A 19,680-nucleotide genomic window follows, 5' to 3' on the forward strand; every position below is an offset into this window, starting at 1 on the left:
GACCGACTCGGGAAAGGATCGTGATGCGGGAAGTCATCTCCGCACCGGATTGGAACCGCGATCCCGGCAACACGACCACCGCCATGGTCGTGACGGTGACCGACCATGTGGCAGCACTGCCGCACCGCTGGTGGGGGCGCGCTCTGGTATGGAACCCCGAAATGCGTGGCCCGGCAACCACCTTCCGCTGGGATCTGCTGTCCGGCATCGCCGATGCGGCCGATGCTGACCGGATCGCCGAGGCACTGTTCTCCGTCGTTCGAGACGAAGCTGCGTTGTATTTCGTTCCAGAGGCATCGCTGCTGACGGCGAATCTGCTGCTGGCAGCCGTACGCGGAGGACGCACCCTCACCGACGTCCTCGATTGGATACACACCGGTGACCTGCGCGAACCCTATCGCCTGCTGGACATGAGCGGCGAGGACGGCCCGACCGCGGATCTGGACACCTTCCGCGAGGCACCAGCGGGGGAACAGGCCGCGATCTGGGCCGTGGCCCGCCAAGCCATGCTGCCACTCGATTACGGCCCGATCCTCGCCGCACTGGGCGCGCACGCAGGAGCAGGGTCGACGATCGAACAGCTTCCGGTCCTGGGAGCGGGTGCGCTCGCCGCGCACCGGGAGATCTTCGTCGTCGAGGTGCCGGGCACCCGCAGCGCGGGCGTGGCCGCCGCACTGCGGGCCGAGCTGCTGCTAGCGGCTCACGAGGCTGGCCTATCGACGCACGTAGTGAACATCGGCACCGAGCGAAGGAGTGCGTGATGCAGGATTCCGCGCTGGCCTGGGTGTGGATCGCGGCGTTCGCTGTCGCCGGAATCGGCTACGGCGTCTCCCGAATCCACGCGCAGGGAACGTCGTGGCTGGTGATCGGTCTGGTCACGGCAGTGCTGATCCTGATGTTGGCAGTCCTGGGCTGGGCGGTACACAAGGCGTGGCCGCGCGAGACGCCGGACAAGCTGCTGCGCGACAAGCGCCAGATCTCCGACATGCTCGCCAAGCACGCCGCCCAGCGCGGTGCGGGTCTGCGCGCCTCCATCGAATCCACTGCGGGTGTGTCCATGCGAGAGCTGGCTCCATTGATCGGTCGCCTTGTGGGCAAACTGGTCTACGCCTCCTGGGAGGACTTCACCATCGTGCTGATGGGACCGCGCAGCAACAAAACCTCCGCTGTCGCGGTCCCGCGCATCCTGTCCGCGCCCGGCGCGGTGATCGCCACCTCGAACAAGCCCGACCTGTGGATTCTCACCGCAGCCCTGCGCGAGGCCGTCGGACCGGTCTACGTCTTCGACCCCGGAAAGATCGCCTACGCTCCCCAAAAATGGTGGTGGAACATCCTTTCCGGCATCACGACGTTGCGCGAGGCCAAGATGATCGCCGAGCACTTCATCGAGGAGAACCGCGCCGGCGGCTCCGCACAGAGCGAAGACCCGTTCTTCGCGCCAACCGGAAAGAACTTGCTCGCCTGGGCACTACTGGCCGCCGCGCTGAGTGGGCGCACCATGCGCGATGTCTTGGACTGGATTGACACCTACTCCGACAAGCCGATCGACATCCTGCACCAGCACGGAAATCGCCGCGCGGGCAACGCCTTCGCCGCGGTGCTGGACCTGCCGCCCGAGACCCGAGGCGGTGTCTACGGTGAAGCCCAGACCGCGATGGCCTCGGTCCAGGACGAAGAAACCCTGCGCTGGATCACCCCGCCACGCACGTGGGAACAACAGACCACGGAAAAGATCACCGAACTCGACCTGTGGTCGCTGTTCGCCTTCGAAGACGGCAAGGCTCCAACCCTGTACCTGATGACTCAGGAAGGCTCGGGCAGCGCCGGCGCGGTGATCGCCGCCATGGTCGCCAAGATCTTCGAACTCGGTGACCTCGCCGCATCAGCTCATGGCGGACGCGTCGATCCACCTTTGACCCTAGTCCTCGACGAATGCGCCAACATCTGCCGAATCAAGCGCCTGCCGAAACTTGCTTCGCATCTGGGGTCGAAGTCGATGTGCGTCACCGCGATTTTCCAATCCGAAGCACAGATCATCTCCACCTGGGGCGCCGACGAAGCAGCTGCGTTGTGGGGCGCGTCGACCGTGCGCATTCTCGGCGCCGGATTGCAGGACGAACCGTTCCTGCGCAAGATCTCCGGTCTCGTTGGCCAGTACAAGCCCCGCGAGCGCCGCCGCTCGCACGGTCCCGGTGGCGTCACCACCTCCAACGACCGCGGATCACTCGAGCCGATCATGCCCGTCGAAGACATCGCCGCGATGAAGAAACACAACGCGTTACTGATCCGGCAGTCCTCGCGACCGGTACTGATCGACCTCATTCCCTGGTACACCGAGCCGGATAAGGGCGACATCGAACGGGTCCGGGACAAGGCCACCCAGGAGGTACAGAACGCCGCGATCGAGCATCTAGGTCCGGCCAACCCGGTCGCGAAGACACTGCAACGTCGGTTCTCCGACAAGGCGGCAGCGGGTGCGGCATGAGTACTGGCGAGTCCCCGGACACCGCCGTCGCCGAACTGCGTGATCAACTGGCGACACTGAGCGAAGCGCTCGTCGAGATGCGGAATCAGAACCGCTTGCTGTCCACGAAGATCGAGCGTGTCGACGCCACAGCCGCTCGATCGGCCCAGGGTCTCGATCAGTTCGAAACAGCCCTCGGGGTCCTCGCCGACCGAATGGCGGAGAACACAGGAGCCGCGACAGTCACTGACACGTCACCGAACACACCCGAACCGTCGGCAACCGCAGCGACCGCTCCCGGTGGCAGAGGCGTAGACCAGATCGACATGGAGGTGCTGTTGGACTGGGTGATTGCCAATATCGGCGAGTGGGCGCAACGCAAGTTGCCGCGCTCGGCGACAAGCACCGCCAACGGTGCCATCTGCTGGTGCTCACAATGGTACGAACACCCGGAGGCGGTCACTGTGCTGTGGTCACTACGCCGCGCATGGCTAGAAGCTGTCGTACAGCCAGGCGCCGCGATGGCCACGTACTTCCGCGACTATTTCTATCCCCTGTTCGGCACCCTCAGCAACTCAGCCGGACCGTTCTACGCCTGTACCCCCGAAACTCACGACCCTGACGCCAAGTTCATCCCGGTCGTCCCAGCAATTCTCATACCGTGATCCAAGTAGCCGCGAGGACGTGCCGTTCCGTCCGCGCTTTCTCGGCGCTGACCCTCGATTCCTCAGATGCCCGGTCGCCGGTGGACGAATAGGGCGAGATCGCCCGCTAGCGAGCGTTCTATTACTTCTCATGGGGGTAGGTCTCGGGGCACGCGCGTGACCAAGGTCGAGATACAAGCAGCCGACGTCTATTTTGCGCGCCCCAACGGCGAGGAATGGCAACCCGCCCCGTCGCCAACTTCGCATGCTTCAACGCAGATTCAGCCGGTCCGCGCTCGCGCAAATTACCGACATCGCCAGATATCGAATGATTCGAACATCCTCACCGACCAGTGCAGCTGCAGGTGAGTCGGGCAGCAAGCGCAGAGTTTCACCTTGCCTTGATTCTCCTCTGGAGTGGACGATCTGGCATCGAATCTGATGTACCCGGTCGGCAATCTGATCCAGTAGCTCTTGACCAACAGCTCGTGAAGCGATAATGGCAACGCCCGGAAGTCGATCCTTCCTGCGGAGGTGTTCAGTCAGGCCGGGTACGCTGTCCAAGAATTCTTTCAGAGCATCAGCATCGACTGCATGTGTAAGGACCGCCTTCAGCTGGTTCCGCTCAGCCGTGCGGTCCGGCAACTCATCGGACAAGGCCGTAAGCATCTTGACCAATTGGTCGTCGCTCCACACGTCGAAGGCCGGATTTTTGAGCGTCCGGCGCAACACATCGATCGAGGACCTCATTGCGAATCGTCGGAAGAAGTACTCAAGGACCTGATAATAGCCCAAAAATGCTGCAATCGGCACGGACTCGGAGCGCCGAGCATGATGGTAGTAGCTTGCAGCATCGGGGTCGTAGCAGTTCATCGTCATCGACAGCGGCTCATCCACAGAATCTTCCCGGAACTTACGGACGGCCTCCTGCACCGACGCCCCAAATTTCGGCGGTCGCCCGATTTTGAAGCCGATTCCGTTACGTGCTTCCAAGTCGAACGAAAAGGACAAGGCGACTTCGCTGACGAATCGCTCGAATTCGCCGATGTCCCTAACGCAAATACCGCTGATCTTCAGAGTTTGCGATGGGCTCGGATGCTCCCGCACGAAATCCTCGATAGACCGCGGGCGGCTTGAATGCAGCACGTTTATAAGTTCGCTCGCATCGGATATCTCAATGCGCAGGCCCGACTTCTCGTCGATGGCGGAAATGGAACCATGACCGAGACGCACAATCCGACTGCCGGGCGTTCGCTTAAATTCGGTTGGCGACGAGTGGTAGTAGCCTCCCCGACTTGGCGGGTGTCTCAGGTCCTCGATAACGATCTCAGCCCTTCCTTGTACCGGCCATGCTACCCCGTAGAAATGTGCGAGGACCTCAATATCCGACTCCAGGTCTGGAAGGAGATTTTCAATCTTGAAGGAGTTATTGACGCGTACCGTGAGGGACACTTCGCTTGAGCCTCTCTTGACATACAAGGAAAATATGTCGTCTTGCCACGCCTGCGGTTTCGGGATGTACTCGAATCTCAAGCCAGCCTTCTTAAACTGGTCCTCCAGCTGAGCTCTCGCTTGTTTCACCTCCTCCGGTGATTCGCCCGGTCTACGAAGAAAATTATTGCTGTCCGAGCGTGTCAGCTTTTTCGCCCGGCGCCGAGGAAACTTCGCCGTGTTCGCAGATTTACCGCTTTGCCCGGCTTCTGCGGCGTCGCTTTCGTTCAGAGACAAACCATTGCTCCCATCTACCCTGTGGCATCGGCGCCTTCTATACAACTGAGCGTGACTCTTCGCAGAGGCCGGTGTCGCTGCTCGTCGCAGCCGACACACCCTCGTGCGGCCAGCTCTACTCCATACGCTCAGATGTCATATCGCGCAGGGTATCTCCGCGAGTCGGAGACGTCGACCGAATTCGGATCATGTGCACCTCGAGAACAGCGACAGCGAATCCTGTTGCCGGTCGCGGTCGCCGCGGCGGGCGCGGACGGAAACGCCGTCATAGCGGTCTACACGATCGAACACACCCGCAACTTCGATCCCCTCCGAGCCGCGTTCACCACGCTGGGCGAAGCCGCCACACGCACCGGCGACGACTACCAACGCCTCATCACCGACCTACGCGCCGAGTTCTTCCCGAAACGCCTACCCGCTGACCGATACGAACGCTGGATCTGAGGATGCTCAATCAGCAGGATGATCCGCCATCCGACCTACTGCCTTGGAAGATTCACCGAATAGCCCAACTCCGCAGCTCCACCCAATCTCGTTGCAATGTCAAAGATTCCAGTATCGGCGTCGGGCCATTTTCCGGAAGCGAACGAAGGCCGCGCAGTCGCTTGGGATCGCGTAACAGCGCACCCGAGCGCGGTCGCAGTGGATGAACTCCTGGATTCGGATCAGCCGAAGGAACCCACCTCCGAGGGATCACCCGCGAGGGCGGTGGTCGTCGTGTTCGAACACGCTGAAATTCCGGTAGTACTCGTCTTCGTCACCGCGTTCGTCGGTTCGGCGTGCAGCAGGCGAAGAGGCGTTGCACGGCTGCTGTTCCCGATCAGTCGGCGAGCTGGGAACCGGTGCCGGCGGCGGACTCGTGACTGTTCGCTCCTGCACGCCGCGCTCCATCGGGACCGGCCACGGTGGCGGGTTGGTCGATTCGGGCGCAGTTTGCGAGACACCGAAGGGTCGGGAAGCCTCTACGGCAGCAACATTATTGGCGCTCACAACGTCCGCCGAAGGCACTGCGCGCGGATCGGCAGGCAAGTCCGAACTACCTGATTCCGACAGGCCCATGTCGCCTGACAGTGCGGCCTCGATCGCTTGCTGAGCCTGCGCCAACCCCGCCGTATGCAACGAAATGACCAGCTCAGCCACCATCGCCGCACCCATCCGATGACCGGCCTCGGACAACCGGATCGCCTTGATCGAGCCGTCGCCAGTCAACTCGACCGTGACCGAGTTCGTCGGATCGGTCATGATCGTGCGCTGCTCACTCAGCGCGAAGGTGAGTAGATCCACCTGATTCGCGTCTGAAGACATACTCATCCCCCGGTCTCCGACCTCATCCCCCGGTCTCCGACCCACCACTAGTGTGCGAACAGTATGGCAGAATCGCCCGCAAGCAGCCCGAATGGGAGACGGCTTGCTTCGTTGGAGGGGAATCACGGTGACGTCGTTCGAATTTGATCCTGACCAGGTGCGCACGCTCGGGCAGGGGTTTCATCAAGCTGCAAATGCCGTCGCGTTGGTCGATGTGGACGGCAGTGCCGACCTGCTCGGCGCCGCCCTTCCGGGCTCGTTGACAGCCGCGATGTGCACCACGGTCAATGAGATCGCCGCCAACGCCCAACGACTCGCAACCGCTGATGTGCGCTCGATCGGCCAGCTCAGCTTGGTCGCGGTCAGCGAGGTCACCGGCAAGGACGAAACCATCGCCGACGACATCGCCCAACAAGCGCAGGCCATCCAGTGAGCCCGAACACCGGCGCAGTCGCGCCCATAACGGTCTCACGAGCGCGCAGCTGGAACACTGAACCGCTCAGCCAGCACGCCGGGGCCTGGCTGGCAGCAGCCCAGAAGATCGAGAACGAGCGAATCATCGTCGTCTCCGACGCCGTGCAGTCCGACGCCTATTGGCAACGCGAATCCGGCGATGCCATGCGTACCCGCGCCCGCGGCTTCAGCACCGAAACCGCCAAACTCGTCAACGCGCTGAACACCGCAGCCACCGCGGCCGCCACTGCCGCACAAGACATTTCCGCCCACCGGTTCGTCGTGCTCAAGTACGCCGACGACGCCACCGCGAACAAGTTCGACGTCGCCGACGACGGCACGGTCACCCCCAGCAAGGCACTGTTCACGACCCTGGTCGCCCGCGTCGGCCCCGCTCTCGCTTACAAACACTGGGAGAAACTGGTCACAGCGGCCGCCGACCGCACCACAACCCTCAAACAAGCACTGGCAGACCTACTCGCCGCCGACCTGCGCGGCGAGTCAGCGATCCTCGAAGCGTTCCACGATGTCGCGCCGATACCCGGCAAGGGCGGGGCGATGACCAAACGGGACGCGCCACCAGCGAATGCGAGCGTGGAAACGAACCGTCATTGGTGGAATAGCCTCACCCCCGCGCAGCGGGAGGAGGTGATCGCCAAATACCCCGAGATGATCGGGAACCGTGATGGGGTGCCGGTCGAAGCACGCGACGCTGCGAATCGAAACCGATTGCCGGGCATGATCGTTGACGCCGAGACCCACCAGCAGACAGTGGCCGCGCAGTACGGCACCAACAGCGACCAGTACAAAGCCGCGACGCTCAAACTGGACGAACTGAAGAAGGTCGAAGAAGCAGCCAGGAACCCCGACGGCGTCAAACCTGATCAGAGGCGCTACCTGATGATGGTCGATACAACGACGGGCCGTCAGACCCGCGCGGCCGTTTCGGTCGGAAATCCCGACAAGTCCGATCACGTGTCGGTGACCACTCCCGGACGGACAACGACGGTAGGAAGCCTGCCGGGCATGGTGGGCGAGGCCGAGAATCTACAGTCAGAGGCCAGACGTCAGCTCGAACTACAGGGCAAAGACGACTCGGTAGCGGCGATTTCCTGGATCGGGTACGACCCGCCGCTCGACCCACAGGGAGACGGTATCGGCGACATCATCGACGCCGGTGTCGATACCGGCACCACCGACCGCGCCGCCGAAGGCGCGAAGACGCTCAACCAGTTCTACAACGGACTCGAAGCATCACACGAGGGCGTCCAAGCACCACACATCACCGCCGTCGGACATTCCTACGGGTCGCTGACTACCGGGCTCGCGCTCCAAGGCGGCGAGCATCCCGTCACCGACATGGTCGTCTACGGCTCGCCGGGCATCGGGGCGAACAGTCCCGCCGAACTCGGCTTGGACAATGGCCGCGCCTACGTCATGCGCGCCGACGACGACCCGATCAAATGGACCCAGGACGGGCCGAGGATCGCAGAGTGGGCACCCGCCGCCGCACCTTTGGCTTCGGCCGTACCGATACCGGGGTCGGGGACACTCGCAGGTGAACTGGTCGGCGTCGGTGTCGGCGTTGATTCCTGGCAGGACAACAACAACGGTGGATTCGGCAGCGATCCCGCCCGGAATCCGAGCTTCGTCCAACTCGACACCCGCGACCAGATCGCCACCGACGGCACCGGCCACTCACTACCCGGAGCGCACGGCCACAGCGACTATCCACGCGGAACGGACCGCTATGTCGACGGTGTCGAGATTCCTCGCGTCAGCACTTACAACACCGCAGCGGTTATCGCGGGCCTCCCGGAGAACGTGATCAGGGCGCCATCATGATCATTCGCCCGGTAGTCACGTCAGCAGTTGCCGCAGGCATGCTCGATCCGTGCCGTACGCGCAGCGAAGGCATGGAAGGACCGAGCGATGAATAGTTATGCGCCACGCGGAAACTCATCAGTTCAGCAGCCAGCACGGCAGGGACTGAGTGGATTGCAAATCACCGACATCGTCGTCTCGACAGCCATCATCACCATCGTCCCAATTGTCCTCGGATTGTTTACCTTGTGGATGCTTCCGTGGATGCTGGTTTCAAATGACACATGTCGCGCAGAGCCGCCCTGCAACGTCAATCCAGCACTGGGATGGACGATCATGCTCGGCGGTGGGGCGATCTCAGCCGCCCTTGCCATTGCTGTTGCCATCTTTCTAGGATTGCGCCGTTGGCCGATGTTCCCCGTAGCCATACTGGGGGCAGCCGGAATAGTTACAGCCTGGAAATACGGTCTACCAATGATCTCCGAACTTACGGGAAATTGACCATTCGCCGACACGATGAAGCACTCAGCAACAGGTAGGGAGAACACGGCAGCGTGCGAAACACGATGAACAGCACCCGAAGTGGCGTACGATCCGGACTCCTTCTCAGCTGCGCGTTAGCGCTGGTAACTGTCGGCTGCACCAACGATCCAGGTACTGAGCCACCTTCATCCAGCCCAACCGAGGCAACTTCGGTAAGCAAACCGGCGGATTTCGATCCCTGCACGGATATTCCGGATGCAGTGCTGACGTCTGAGCAGCTCAGGAAGACACGCCCCGAGGACAGCGACTCCGCAGGAGTAACAACTCACGGCTGCGGCTATTTCATGCTGCAAGGCTACGATGTGCGAATTGTCCGTACATCGGTATCACTTTCAGACATAAAGGCCAAATTCCCAGACTCTTATCGAGAACAGCAATTCGGATCCAGACAAGGCGCCTACTACACCCTGTTTCCACAGTATGGAGATCGGAGCTGCGTCATAAACGTGGCGATGAATACCGGGAGCCTAGAGTTTGACCTTCGCAATCCAGCCACAGCAAGCAAGACTGGCGATCTCGATACTTGCCAGCTCGCCACTGACCTGACAAACAAGATCGTCCCACTGATTCCCGAGAGTGCTTGAATGACATCATCTATCAAAGAACTCATCACTCAGGCCCAGGCCGGAAATCTTTCTCTTACCGCATCGCCGGATGCTTTCGTTTCCCTCGAAAAAGTACTGATCGATCGAATTGACCGCATCGTCACCATACAGCTAGATATCCGGGCGGTGGCGGAGCAGGAAGTTTGGGGACTCGGTGAAGCGTCCGCCGTTCTGACATCTGCACAAACGCTAGTGCGGCGGTTTCGAGAGAAGGCGGACGCGGGGCCGAACAATGCGGTTGCAGCCCTGCAAAGCCACCGAGACGCCGCCGACGACCTTCTCGTTCTCATCCGCACCATCCGCCAACGTTACGAGGAAACGGACGCCGCGTTCGCAGCGAAGTTCAAAGAACTCGCCACCGCGCAAGGTCTGGACACCGGGGGAAATCGATGACCAAGGAATACGACCCACCAGGGATTACGGACCCGGAGAACGTCGATGCCCTCACTCACCAGCAGATAATCGACGCTTTCAACTCCGTCGCGAACTCCACGAGCAGCATGATCAAAGTGTGGAAGCAGGGTCACGTGGACTTCCGTGAATCCACGGTCAGTCTGCTCGCCGGGGTACGAAAAGCGGTGGACGGCAACTGGACTGGTGCCGCAGCTGACGCCGCAGTGTCCACGATCGCCCAGTACTGCAACGACTCCACCGAGCTGGATGAGTTGTTCGACGAGGTATCCCAGGTCGTCGGCAACACAGCGATGACGGCTGTCATGTCGAAATCGTTCCTGCCGCCAGTGGTTCCGGTGACCGCAGACCAGAACTCCGACCCAGAGGGCTACGACCGGCAGACACGCGAAGCCGACACCGCGCAGGCCGAAGCCCGACGGATCATGCAGGAGCGCTACGTCGTCGGCTTCCAAGAGCATGATAAGAAGCTGCCCACCTTCCCGCAGGCAATGGCGATAGGCCCGGCCCCCGGCACCGACACCGGCGGATCGCCCGCAGGCCCGGCTACAACGGGAACGCCGAACCTGACAGCCGCGACGAATAATCCTGGGGAAACCGCTCAGCCAAGTGGCGAACCTGAGTCACCTGCCGAGAATCCCACGGATACGGAGTCCCCTACCGATACCGCGGGCAGCACTGCCGGACAAGACGACTCAGCATCGAATGGTTCGCAGGACTCGACACCAGGCGACTCGACCCAGGCCGCATCGACCTCGCCGAGCTCCGCGATCGACGCGCCCACCAGCCCGTCCCCGACATCGCCGGGCGGAAGCGACCCTGCCCGGCCAGGTTCACCACTTTCGGCCGGCTCCGGCGGTGGATCTGGTTCTCCTGGTGGGCAAGGGCTTTCGACCGGTTCGCCGACCCCAGCGCCTGGAGCGGCGCAACCCGGATCGAATGCCGGGTCCACGCCCGGTGCCCGAACCGCGATGCCCGCCGCCGCCCACGCGGCGGGAACTGGTATGCACGGCATGCCCGGTGGCGCCGGGCGCCCAGGCGGCAAGGGCGACGACCCGGAAAAGTCCGACAAAAAGGTCAACCTCGACCACGGCGACCACACGACCGAACTACTCGGTGTAATCAAGTCCGTACCCCCCGTGCTGGGTGACCGATGACGGCGTGGGTTTTCGACATCGAAGAGTTCGCCGCGCTCTGGTACGGCCCGGCCGCTGACCGGATGCTGTTTCCGCTGCATTATCTGAGCCGCTTCAGCCACATGAACGCACTCGAGCAGTACCGGTCGTCAGTACGGCGTGATTGGTCCGAGCAGGGGCGCTTGGACTGGGACTCAGCCGAACAGCTGGACCGCGCCTTCGCGGTCCTGACCGATCCCGAAGTGTGGACCGAGATCCACGGACGCGAAAAGCGCGGCCCACTACGCGCGGTCACTGCGCGTCACGACCAACACGCAGTGATCGCCGAGCAGTCGGCAGACGGTGCCAGGGTGCGCGTGACAATCGTTGCTGCCGAACGTCTTCCGAATGGAACCGCAGCAGTTCTCCCGGATACCCCGGCGGGGAAGCGACCGGCCGAACGGTTCGACGTCCACGATCTAGGCCCAGAAGACCGGACTGCCGTCACTATCATCGAGGGTCCGAACCCGCGTGAGCGTTACCGCCGATTCCGCGATGAGCCGTGCACGTCGGCCGGAGTGATCCAGGTCTTTCGCGGACCTCGCAATACCCAGGGAAAACCACCGCGCCGCGTAGCTGCAATCCAATGGCACGACCGCCCCGATGGCCGCTATCTCGAGACCGGAACCCGCGCTCGAACCATCGCCCCCGCGAACGCCGCGACGCTGGCTCGCCTCATTGCCCGCGAAGTCGGTAAGGCGCTGGAGGAATACCACGAGCACGTCGAGGACATGGGGCAGTTCGCTCCATGAACAGCCGTGCGCCACAAGGAAATCGACTACCCCCGACGCTGGTGCCGACACGAATGGGTTGGCTGCGGATCACCGATATCGTTGTCTCAAGTCGCGCGTAGCTCTCCAACGGACCGGGTCAGTTTTACCCGCTCGTTTAGAGTAATCAGTGGGAAGCAGACCTGAAAGGTATGCACGATGACGAGCAACCGGCTTGGTACTTCACGGTACTCGATCGGCATCGACCGAACCGTTCGCCGTTGGTCCACGTCGAATTCGCCTGCGACTATCCAGCGCACTACGCCGTCGGGGTCCGCACAACAGAAATCTCTCGCCTCGATCGAGAGCGGAGCGCCACCGGAATCAAGAACTTTGACTGCAAACGGTAAGCCAGCGATGTCGGCAACGGTGACCGGTTGCACGCACACTGGAGTGTCAAAACGAACACTGGTGTTGCACAGTTCGTCGAGGCCGTCGCTGGCCAGAATCCAATGCTGGCCCCTCGGTCTGCGGCCGAACGAACCCCTCTCAAGTTCATCGGGCATCGGGCATCGGGCATCGGGCATCGGAATACTCGACGCCTGTTCGACCAACCAGAGCTGCCTGGTTTGACCAAGGACCTTCTCCCGCGCTTCCGTCATGACTCGTCAGTACTGGCCGCAGCCCTCATCATGCAGCGGGTGCTTGCGTGAATTCCCGTTGGCTGCAACCACACTGGGCACTGAGCATGGCCGATTCGGTCCATTCGGTCCGGTCAGGACTTGCCGAGCGCGGCCAGCGCGCGTGAGGTGTGGAGGCGTCGGTTGAGCAGCCGGATTGCGACCACCAGGTTGCGATCGAGAGCACCGAGCTCTGCCACCCTGTTCTCCAGGTCCTTCTGGAACTCGAACGTCTGGTCCTCGACCCAGCGGCTGAATCGCGCATGGTCTTCCGGGTCGTCGGGATCGAGTTGCTGGTACTGGGCAACATCGGGGATCCGCTCCATACGTGCGCGCACGCGGTGAGGCGCCGGCGCTGCGCGTAGCGGACGTTCCTCGTCGCGTCGACCACGCTCATCGAACACACCAAGCAGGATGAACGCGGGACGCTCGGCCGCGGTAAGTCGGTCGCAGACGGTACCCAGCCCGGCTTGTCGGATCCGTTCGCAGACCTCAGCCACCTCGGCGAAGGCGCCTACGACATGGGCTGCTTCCTGTTCCCAGATTTTGGCGGGGTCGCCGAGCATCGTCGGCCGAGCATAGAGCGACGGTCGCAAAGGTGCGATGCCGCCGGTGATGACCGCGCTGTAGCGGTTGTCGGTGAGCCTGCGTACGAACTCATCGGTGAGTCGGAACCTCGCCGAATCCAGAACTTGGCGCCAGTCTGCGGTAGCCCGCCGGGCGGTGATCAAGCGCGCCAGGAGTTCGGCAAGCAGTTTGTTCGCATCCTTGGTCGCTTCGTCGCGGGCGCGCATGTTGTCCAGCGCCGAGTGCGAGCACACCACGGCCAGACCGATGACGATCATCACCGCGGGCAGCACCCGAGCTACGGTGCCACCGTCAAGCAGGGTCCACATGTCGTGCCACCGTGCGGTGATCCAATCCGAGAGCTCAGTGCTGGGGCGCACCCACAACACGATGGCGAGAGCGAGCACGAGCGCTGGCTTGCTGCCCAGCACCTGAACGCGCATCATCGCGAACTTGGCGCGGTATCGCTCGGCGTCGACATCGCGGCGGGCCCAGCGCCTCAACCGATCCCATTCCAGCTGCTTCTGCTGTTTCTGCGCGCGGGCGAACTGAAGCCGTCCGGTACCTTCGGGTCGGTCGGCTGCCGTGGCGAGATCGCTGCGAGCGGTCGGGCTTCCTGGCACGTATCGGTGTGCCAGTTCTGCGGCCTTCCGGTGGTGATTGTTGATCCTCGTGTCCGTCGATCTCACTGAGCACCGGATCCGCATCGCCGCGTGCCCTGCGGCGACGTTCAACCCCAATAGCGTCGCGCAGACCAGTGCCGTGCAGATGGCGTAGGACTGTACGGTTCCCGCTGGCAATCCCGTTGTCGTGTCGATCGTGCGGAAAATTGAGTCGAGCAATTCTCGTGCCTGGTTCAAGGTAGTCATCTCGGTGAGGGTAGGGAGGGCCTTCTCCGGTGCGCGGTAGGTGAATCGGGCCCCTGCAACTCCCCACCCGCGCAGGCATTTCTGCTCGTCGAAGGTGTAGTCGTGCCCGGCGGCATGGAACGGATGCCCACCGGTCACCGCGACGCGGACGGTCACTCCGACGGCGGACAAGTCAGCGGCTTAACAGGCCGCGCGACGAGTTGGTAGGGCGCTATGAATTCCGGTCTCGATATGGCCGACGCACCTGCCGGGTGCTGATCAGCCGACATCTCCTCTTGAGAGACTCATCGACTCCGGCCGGTGCCGGTCTTAGTTCGACCGGTCAGGCTGCGTGTCCTCGGTCTCCTCGGCGCCGAGCTCGCGACGGACACACTCGATGTGCTGCCGTACCGCTGCGCGCCATGCCGGGGCGAACTCAACGCCGAGAGTGCCCAAACCCAGATCTTCGGGCAACGTGTCGAGCAGGTTCTGCAAATGCGCGATTTCGGATTTCTGGTCAGCCAGAGGTCTGGCCCGGGAGTCGTCGCCGGATGGTGGCAGGGGTGCAGTGAGGTCAGACATCGAGTGTCCCTTCGGTTGTCGACGCGTAGCGGCCACGCATCCGATGATGCCATCATCAGCGATATTGGCTCATCGGCAGTGTAGCCACGGTGCGGCGCCATCGCATGGCTGGGATCGGTGCGAGTTAGCCTGCAGCGGAAGCTAGTTCGGTTTCATCGGCCTCGCCCACGCTGGCTCGCACTCGAGCGTGGAACGCTAGATGGTGCCTTCGGCGGGTGGCGCGGTGCGTGGAGCTCTCCCCGTCCCCGCGGCGTTTACATCTGCCGACTGACGGCGATGTCGGGCAACACATCGTGGAGCCGGACCGGCGTGCGGCAAGTTCAGTCGGTCCACTTCGTCAACGCCCGAGCAGGGTCGCGGCGCAGTCAAGACTGTCGTGGCCGTCGAGGCGCAGTCAGGATGCGGATGCGCATCAGCGCCTCCAGCGAATCCGCCAGCGAGCGAACAGAAGCCGAGAGGGCGCCGACCGACTGATACTCGGTTAGCTCGGGAACTGCGGCGGTGTGGGTCAGCCGATGATGCATCCAGCGCGCTTCGGTGAGGATCTGTGCCAATTGATCGCCGGAGCCGACACCGGTCAGAGCGGCTCGCCATCGGTCGGTGAGATGGTCAGCTGCGACATCGACTCCGATCGCTTGAGTCAACATCTTGCCAGTAGCGTGATGCAGCAATCCGGCCAACGCGGCCGGGTCGTGCCACGAATCGGTGGCAGCAGTATTGAGATCGATGAGCGCGGCTTCCGCGACGAATCCCAACGTAATGAGAGCGGATCGGATCGCGCCCGGTTCGATGTACATGGTCGGTGAGCTTCCAGTCGGTGGGGCGGTGTTTGAAGCGGCAGGCTTGCTCAGCCGCCGTGCCAGAGGGCAGGAATCGCGCTGGCGAGGATGACGCAGTAGCAAAGGGTGTACAGCACGTAGGTCCGGTTGTCGGCCCGACGGCCCGACAACCGCAGAATCCGGACAGCAATCGCCTCGGACAAAATAGCGACGACGATCGCACACAGTGTCGTGGCGAGATCAGCGTGGCGGTAGAGCACGACGTACAGCAGCGCGGGATACACAGCGAAACACGCGCACATCAACGCGCGCGAGGCCGGCTCGCCGAGGATCATGACCAGGGTGCGGCGTCGGTTGGCGTGATCGCCGTGCAAGTCGCGGAAGTCCTGCAGCGACACAAGAAGTGTCAAGGGCACGGCGATCACCAGGATCCACCGCCATGCCGTGCTGTCGAGTGGAGTGACAAGTTGCCAGGCCGCGGAGAGTTGAGCGATGGTCCCCGCGGTCATCGCAAGGTTCTTGCCCCATAGTCGGCGTGCACCGCCCATATGATTGTGGAAGTACCACGCGGCGGTCCACAACAGCGCCCACTCCAACACTCCGGTCGCGGCTCCGGTCACCAGGAACGCGACGGTGGCGACGATCAGCCGGGTTCGGGCGCCGGCGGGGGTGACCAGCCCGGTCACCAACGGGCGATGGGGCTTGTTGAGCCGGTCCTCTTCGATTCCGGTGAGCTGATTCGACAGGTCAAAGGTGTAGATGTAGAGGGCGAAGTAGACGACCGCAGCAGCGAGCAGAACCGGCAGCCTACTGACGTCTGCACCGTCGTATCCCCAGGCAGCGGTGGTGAACAGGGTTGCCGGTACCACGGTCGCAGTGAGATCTCCCCACGTGAAGGCCCACCACAGACGCAACTCGCGTGCCGGAGTAGCCGTCCAGTGCCGACCGGCGGCGAGTCTGGGCGAACGATGGCGATTTCGGGTCATCGACGGCGCGTAACCACAGCACGCACCCTGTGGGGGTGGGCAACTGCGAGATGGGCACATCGACGGGAATGATTCCGTGCATCTGCAGGTCGAAGCCGACGGTGATGGTCGCGACGATGAGCGCGGCTTCTGTCAGGCCGAGCAGATCGCCGATGCAGCGGCGAGCGCCCGCGCCGAACGGGATGTAGTGTCGCCGATCAGCGGTGGCCCCGACCCAACGATCGGGGTCGAAGTCATCCGCTCGCTCGAAATAGTCGTTGTTGCGATGGATCGTGTGCGGGCTGACCGCCACCGCGGTCCCGGCCGGCAAATGAACACCGCCCAGCATCGTGTCGACGGTGGTCAACCGGGTCAGCAGCCACCCTGCCGGATAGAGCCGCAAAGTTTCGGCGATCACACGTCGCAACAGAGGCAGATCGTCGAGGTCAGCGGCGCGAGGGGATCGCACGCCCAGGGTGGCGTCGAGTTCGGCCTGCACCGCTGCACGGATGTGGGGATGCTCGCCGAGCAACGCCAGCGCCCAGATCGCAGTACTGGCGGTCGTTTCGGTCCCTGCGAGGAAGAACGTGAAAACCTGATCGACGATCTCGGCGTCGTCGATGTCGCCACCGCCTGGTCCTTCACGAAATATCGCCGCGAGCAAATCGCCGTGATCGTGGTCGGCTGCACGTCTGTCGGTGATGACCGCGGCCGCCAGTTCTCGCACCTGACGATGCGCTCGCCGAAATCGCCGGTTGGCCGGTGTCGGCAAGGCGTTGATGATCGGCGGCAGGATCGTCCGACGGAACAGGCCTGCGGCCACAGTGTGCAGGTCGGTAGCGAGTGCAACGATCGCGTTCGGCGGCAGAGACGTCGAGAACATCGATTGCACCGCAGACGCGGCTGTGACCCGGGTGATCTCCGAGCTGAGGTCGACTGTGGACCCGGTGGACCATTGTTCGGTCATCGCCGCCAGGTGATCGGCGAGGGTATCGCTGTAGACGGCAATCCGGTCGGATCGAAAAGCTGGTTGGCATTGGCGGCGTTGGCGACGGTGGTCGGCGTGAGAGCAACTGCCGAGGCCGTTTCCTGCGATCTCGCGGGAGCGGTCGTAGAACGGCCCGCCCTTGTCGAAGACGCGGTCATCGAGTAGGACCTGTCGTGCCAGCTCCGGGTCGGCCACGACGATCAGTGCCGCGGAGCCGAGCATGACCCGACACATCTGCCCGTGGTGGGCCAACTGTCCGACAAACCGCAACGGGTGTCTAAACAACCGGGTGGTGTGGCCCAGAAACGGCTGTGCGCCCTCGGCAAGAGGGATCGAGTCGATGCTACTCATAACACGATCGCGGGAACTGCAGATGATGTAACGACGCGATCCGCGCGCGGATCTGGGTACGTCGGGCATTTCAGATCCTGGTGTGCCGCAGGGTTGCCCACGCATCCGGCCAGACCCCTCGTCCGGGCCGGATGCAGCTTCGTCGTCGTGGTGGTTCTGCTTGTCACTTCATTCCTTCGCTGACACAACGCCACTGCCGCTTCCGTTCCGGAGCGCCAACCAGGCGAGTCAGATGGTAGCAACATCGGGATGGTTACCGCATCTCAAGCGAATGTTTTTGCAGGTCAGTGGATTTCGTGCACGCGACGCATCCTGAGGTGTGCTGCCAGGGTGAAGCAATCAATTAGCGTCGATGACATAGCGACGTTCGCCACATCCGAGGCTCGTGGAAAGAGATAGGGACACATGGCTCGCCTAACCCGTGCAAAGCAGCAGGAGATCACCCGTACCAAGGTTCTCGACGCGGCCAAGGCCGAGTTCGCTGAGCACGGATTCCGGGGCACGGCCATCGACCGGATCGCCCATCGCGCCGACCTCACCCGCGGTGCGGTCTACAGCAACTTCCCCGGAAAGCTGGCCCTGTATTTGTCGGTTCTCGCCCGCGAAGCGGAATTCGCCCCTGCCCCACCTGCCGCCGCACCCGGCGCCAGCCCAGGCGAGGCGATGCGATTGATGGCAACAACATGGGCCGAACGCTTTCCCCGGCGACATGACTACGACCGCACCGGTGTCGACACACTGTCCTCACCCATGCTCAGTGTCGACTTCATGCCCGAAGTCCGCGCCAGCGCCCATCTGCGTCGTCCGTTCGCCCAATTGATCGAACTCGACGCGATACTGCTGGCCGCGTCGATGGGCAATCTCGCCGACGGATCCTCGTTCAGCCACTACCGCCCGATCGCGAGATCGGCATTGACGATGCTGCTGTGCGGCACCCAACTGTCGTTCGTCATTCCTGATTTCGTCGATCCCGACCTCTTGGTCGAAATGTGTCGGCAAGTCGTGGACATGAAGCTGTCACCGCAACGGCCACGGGATGCTGTGCCCGGGCCGGACCCGGTCCGTACATCACCGGATACACAGTGGAATCCGCGACGCGGCATCGTCGACCTTCTACATTCTCGACCCGCCGAACTCGAACGTGACGGGGTTGTGGCGATCCTGGGCCTCAACCGTCTCCGCGCTATCGAAGAACTCATCGAAGGCAGCCCCGACCTCGCAGACATTGCGGTCGTTCTCGTCTGCGACCCCGTCGCTGAAGTCGCCCCCTTGGCGCGGCTGGCGCTGGCCGACTTCAGTCGATCACTGCGCTACGCGTTCCCCGAATCTGCTGTGCCGACCATGCGATTCATCGTCGACAACGACGGCGCTCTGACCGAGGGACTGCAGTCCTCGGCCTCGGTTGCCGACACCGAAACCGCCCTGATCATCCGTAGCGGCAATGTGATCACCCGATACATCGGCAGAGGCAGCGTTCGCGCCGCAGCCGAATCCTGTTCCCGGCACTGAGTGCGTGCCGCACAGGTGGTCGAGGCCGATGGACTCGGGGGCTGAAGAAGCTCGCTGTGTCATCCCGACGGGAGGCTGCCGTCATCGGAATTCGAGCCGGGCTCATGGTGACCTTCGATTCAGTTCAATCGTGACCCCCGCGTCTATGGGCGCTGGACCGGTTCGGTCGCGACTGAGTTCGCCAACACCCAACACGTTCGGCCCGGCGAACGTGTCGCCGGGTCGAAACACCGTATTTGTTCCCGTCCCGTGTCGTGCCCGGTCTCGCTTCTCCATGAAACCGCGCGCCGTCAGCCCTCCGTGACCGTGAAGTCACTGATCCAACGCCGGATCACTGCCAAGTTCTAGCAGCAGACCGCACCAGCGACTCCCTCCACCACCAACTGCGCCACACCTACGCAACAGCCTTGGTCAACGCCGATGTCTCACTGCAGCCCGATTACAGCCCGGCTGAGTAGACAGGCAATTGTCGCTACTCTTCGAGGAATCGATCGTTCCGGGCTCGTGGAACCCGGCAGCCAGCCCGCTGCGCGGGCCGTCTGCCGCACC

At 62.8% G+C, this 19,680-nt stretch carries 20 protein-coding genes; 12 read left to right on the top strand and 8 right to left on the bottom strand.

All coding sequences use genetic code 11. The annotated features are described in order from the left end of the window. Positions 1-23 precede the first annotated feature (23 nt). From IEX78_RS19550 to IEX78_RS19560, 3 genes are read left to right on the top strand one after another with little or no spacing between them, the layout of a single operon-like run. A complete protein-coding gene (locus tag IEX78_RS19550; RefSeq protein ID WP_229684116.1) occupies positions 24-761 on the top strand; it encodes a hypothetical protein in 738 nt (245 codons plus the stop codon). Then, positions 761-2,485: a type IV secretory system conjugative DNA transfer family protein gene (locus IEX78_RS19555; protein ID WP_229684117.1), complete on the top strand. Its 1,725-nt coding sequence runs from the start codon at positions 761-763 to the stop codon at positions 2,483-2,485. The genes IEX78_RS19550 and IEX78_RS19555 overlap by 1 nt, the downstream gene beginning before the upstream one ends. Beyond that, positions 2,482-3,129 carry a DUF4913 domain-containing protein gene (locus tag IEX78_RS19560; protein WP_188830480.1) on the top strand — a complete coding sequence of 216 codons (648 nt, stop codon included), beginning with the start codon at positions 2,482-2,484 and terminating at the stop codon, positions 3,127-3,129. Before IEX78_RS19555 ends, IEX78_RS19560 begins: the two co-directional genes overlap by 4 nt. 249 nt (positions 3,130-3,378) lie before the next feature. On the opposite strand, the gene IEX78_RS19565 is transcribed toward IEX78_RS19560, so the two are convergent. Beyond that, the gene (locus IEX78_RS19565) at positions 3,379-4,836 is read right to left on the bottom strand and encodes a hypothetical protein (protein ID WP_188830481.1); all 1,458 of its coding nucleotides are present in this window, start codon (positions 4,834-4,836) and stop codon (positions 3,379-3,381) included. A 132-nt stretch (positions 4,837-4,968) separates the two neighbouring features. Here IEX78_RS19565 and IEX78_RS19570 point away from each other — a divergent pair, with 132 nt between their 5' ends. Then, positions 4,969-5,280, top strand: coding sequence for a hypothetical protein (locus tag IEX78_RS19570; RefSeq protein WP_188830482.1), 312 nt, complete (start codon positions 4,969-4,971; stop codon positions 5,278-5,280). A 249-nt stretch (positions 5,281-5,529) separates the two neighbouring features. Here the strand turns inward: IEX78_RS19570 and IEX78_RS19575 are convergent, their stop codons facing one another. Further along, positions 5,530-6,147, bottom strand: coding sequence for a hypothetical protein (locus IEX78_RS19575; protein ID WP_188830483.1), 618 nt, complete (start codon positions 6,145-6,147; stop codon positions 5,530-5,532). Positions 6,148-6,268: 121 nt separating this feature from the next. Between IEX78_RS19575 and IEX78_RS19580 the strand changes: the two genes are divergently transcribed. The 7 genes from IEX78_RS19580 (at position 6,269) to IEX78_RS19610 (ending at position 11,904) form a co-directional block, all read left to right on the top strand. Next, complete coding sequence (locus IEX78_RS19580; protein ID WP_188830484.1) at positions 6,269-6,574, top strand: hypothetical protein; 306 nt, start codon at positions 6,269-6,271, stop codon at positions 6,572-6,574. Next, entirely contained in the window at positions 6,571-8,439 is a 1,869-nt protein-coding gene (locus IEX78_RS19585) for an alpha/beta hydrolase (protein WP_188830485.1), read from the top strand. The genes IEX78_RS19580 and IEX78_RS19585 overlap by 4 nt, the downstream gene beginning before the upstream one ends. A gap of 87 nt (positions 8,440-8,526) precedes the next feature. Then, positions 8,527-8,919: a hypothetical protein gene (locus IEX78_RS19590; RefSeq protein ID WP_188830486.1), complete on the top strand. Its 393-nt coding sequence runs from the start codon at positions 8,527-8,529 to the stop codon at positions 8,917-8,919. A 65-nt stretch (positions 8,920-8,984) separates the two neighbouring features. Beyond that, entirely contained in the window at positions 8,985-9,545 is a 561-nt protein-coding gene (locus IEX78_RS24800; RefSeq protein ID WP_373291635.1) for a DUF3558 family protein, read from the top strand. Continuing rightward, positions 9,546-9,959, top strand: a complete 414-nt coding sequence (locus IEX78_RS19600) for a hypothetical protein (protein ID WP_188830488.1) — start codon at positions 9,546-9,548, stop codon at positions 9,957-9,959. After that, positions 9,956-11,134, top strand: coding sequence for a hypothetical protein (locus IEX78_RS19605; RefSeq protein ID WP_188830489.1), 1,179 nt, complete (start codon positions 9,956-9,958; stop codon positions 11,132-11,134). The genes IEX78_RS19600 and IEX78_RS19605 overlap by 4 nt, the downstream gene beginning before the upstream one ends. Further along, a complete protein-coding gene (locus IEX78_RS19610) occupies positions 11,131-11,904 on the top strand; it encodes an ESX secretion-associated protein EspG (protein ID WP_188830490.1) in 774 nt (257 codons plus the stop codon). Before IEX78_RS19605 ends, IEX78_RS19610 begins: the two co-directional genes overlap by 4 nt. Positions 11,905-11,990: 86 nt before the next feature. Here the strand turns inward: IEX78_RS19610 and IEX78_RS19615 are convergent, their stop codons facing one another. The 6 genes from IEX78_RS19615 to IEX78_RS19640 all read right to left on the bottom strand — a co-directional run bounded on the left by IEX78_RS19615 (position 11,991) and on the right by IEX78_RS19640 (position 17,622). Then, positions 11,991-12,524: a hypothetical protein gene (locus IEX78_RS19615; RefSeq protein ID WP_188830491.1), complete on the bottom strand. Its 534-nt coding sequence runs from the start codon at positions 12,522-12,524 to the stop codon at positions 11,991-11,993. Positions 12,525-12,637: 113 nt separating this feature from the next. Next, a complete protein-coding gene (locus IEX78_RS19620) occupies positions 12,638-14,149 on the bottom strand; it encodes a hypothetical protein (RefSeq protein WP_188830492.1) in 1,512 nt (503 codons plus the stop codon). A 138-nt stretch (positions 14,150-14,287) separates the two neighbouring features. After that, positions 14,288-14,539, bottom strand: a complete 252-nt coding sequence (locus tag IEX78_RS19625; protein ID WP_188830493.1) for a hypothetical protein — start codon at positions 14,537-14,539, stop codon at positions 14,288-14,290. 365 nt (positions 14,540-14,904) lie between these two features. Further along, a complete protein-coding gene (locus IEX78_RS19630) occupies positions 14,905-15,336 on the bottom strand; it encodes a hypothetical protein (protein WP_188830494.1) in 432 nt (143 codons plus the stop codon). Positions 15,337-15,386: 50 nt separating this feature from the next. Next, positions 15,387-16,187: a UbiA family prenyltransferase gene (locus tag IEX78_RS19635; RefSeq protein WP_188830495.1), complete on the bottom strand. Its 801-nt coding sequence runs from the start codon at positions 16,185-16,187 to the stop codon at positions 15,387-15,389. Next, the gene (locus IEX78_RS19640; RefSeq protein WP_188830496.1) at positions 16,126-17,622 is read right to left on the bottom strand and encodes a cytochrome P450; all 1,497 of its coding nucleotides are present in this window, start codon (positions 17,620-17,622) and stop codon (positions 16,126-16,128) included. The genes IEX78_RS19635 and IEX78_RS19640 overlap by 62 nt, the downstream gene beginning before the upstream one ends. A gap of 405 nt (positions 17,623-18,027) precedes the next feature. Here IEX78_RS19640 and IEX78_RS19645 point away from each other — a divergent pair, with 405 nt between their 5' ends. Further along, on the top strand, positions 18,028-19,131 hold the full coding sequence (locus IEX78_RS19645; protein WP_188830497.1) for a TetR/AcrR family transcriptional regulator: 1,104 nt from the start codon (positions 18,028-18,030) through the stop codon (positions 19,129-19,131). The last annotated feature ends 549 nt before the right edge of the window (positions 19,132-19,680 follow it).

Source organism: Nocardia camponoti (assembly GCF_014646135.1).
Classification (GTDB): Bacteria; Actinomycetota; Actinomycetes; order Mycobacteriales; family Mycobacteriaceae; genus Nocardia; species Nocardia camponoti.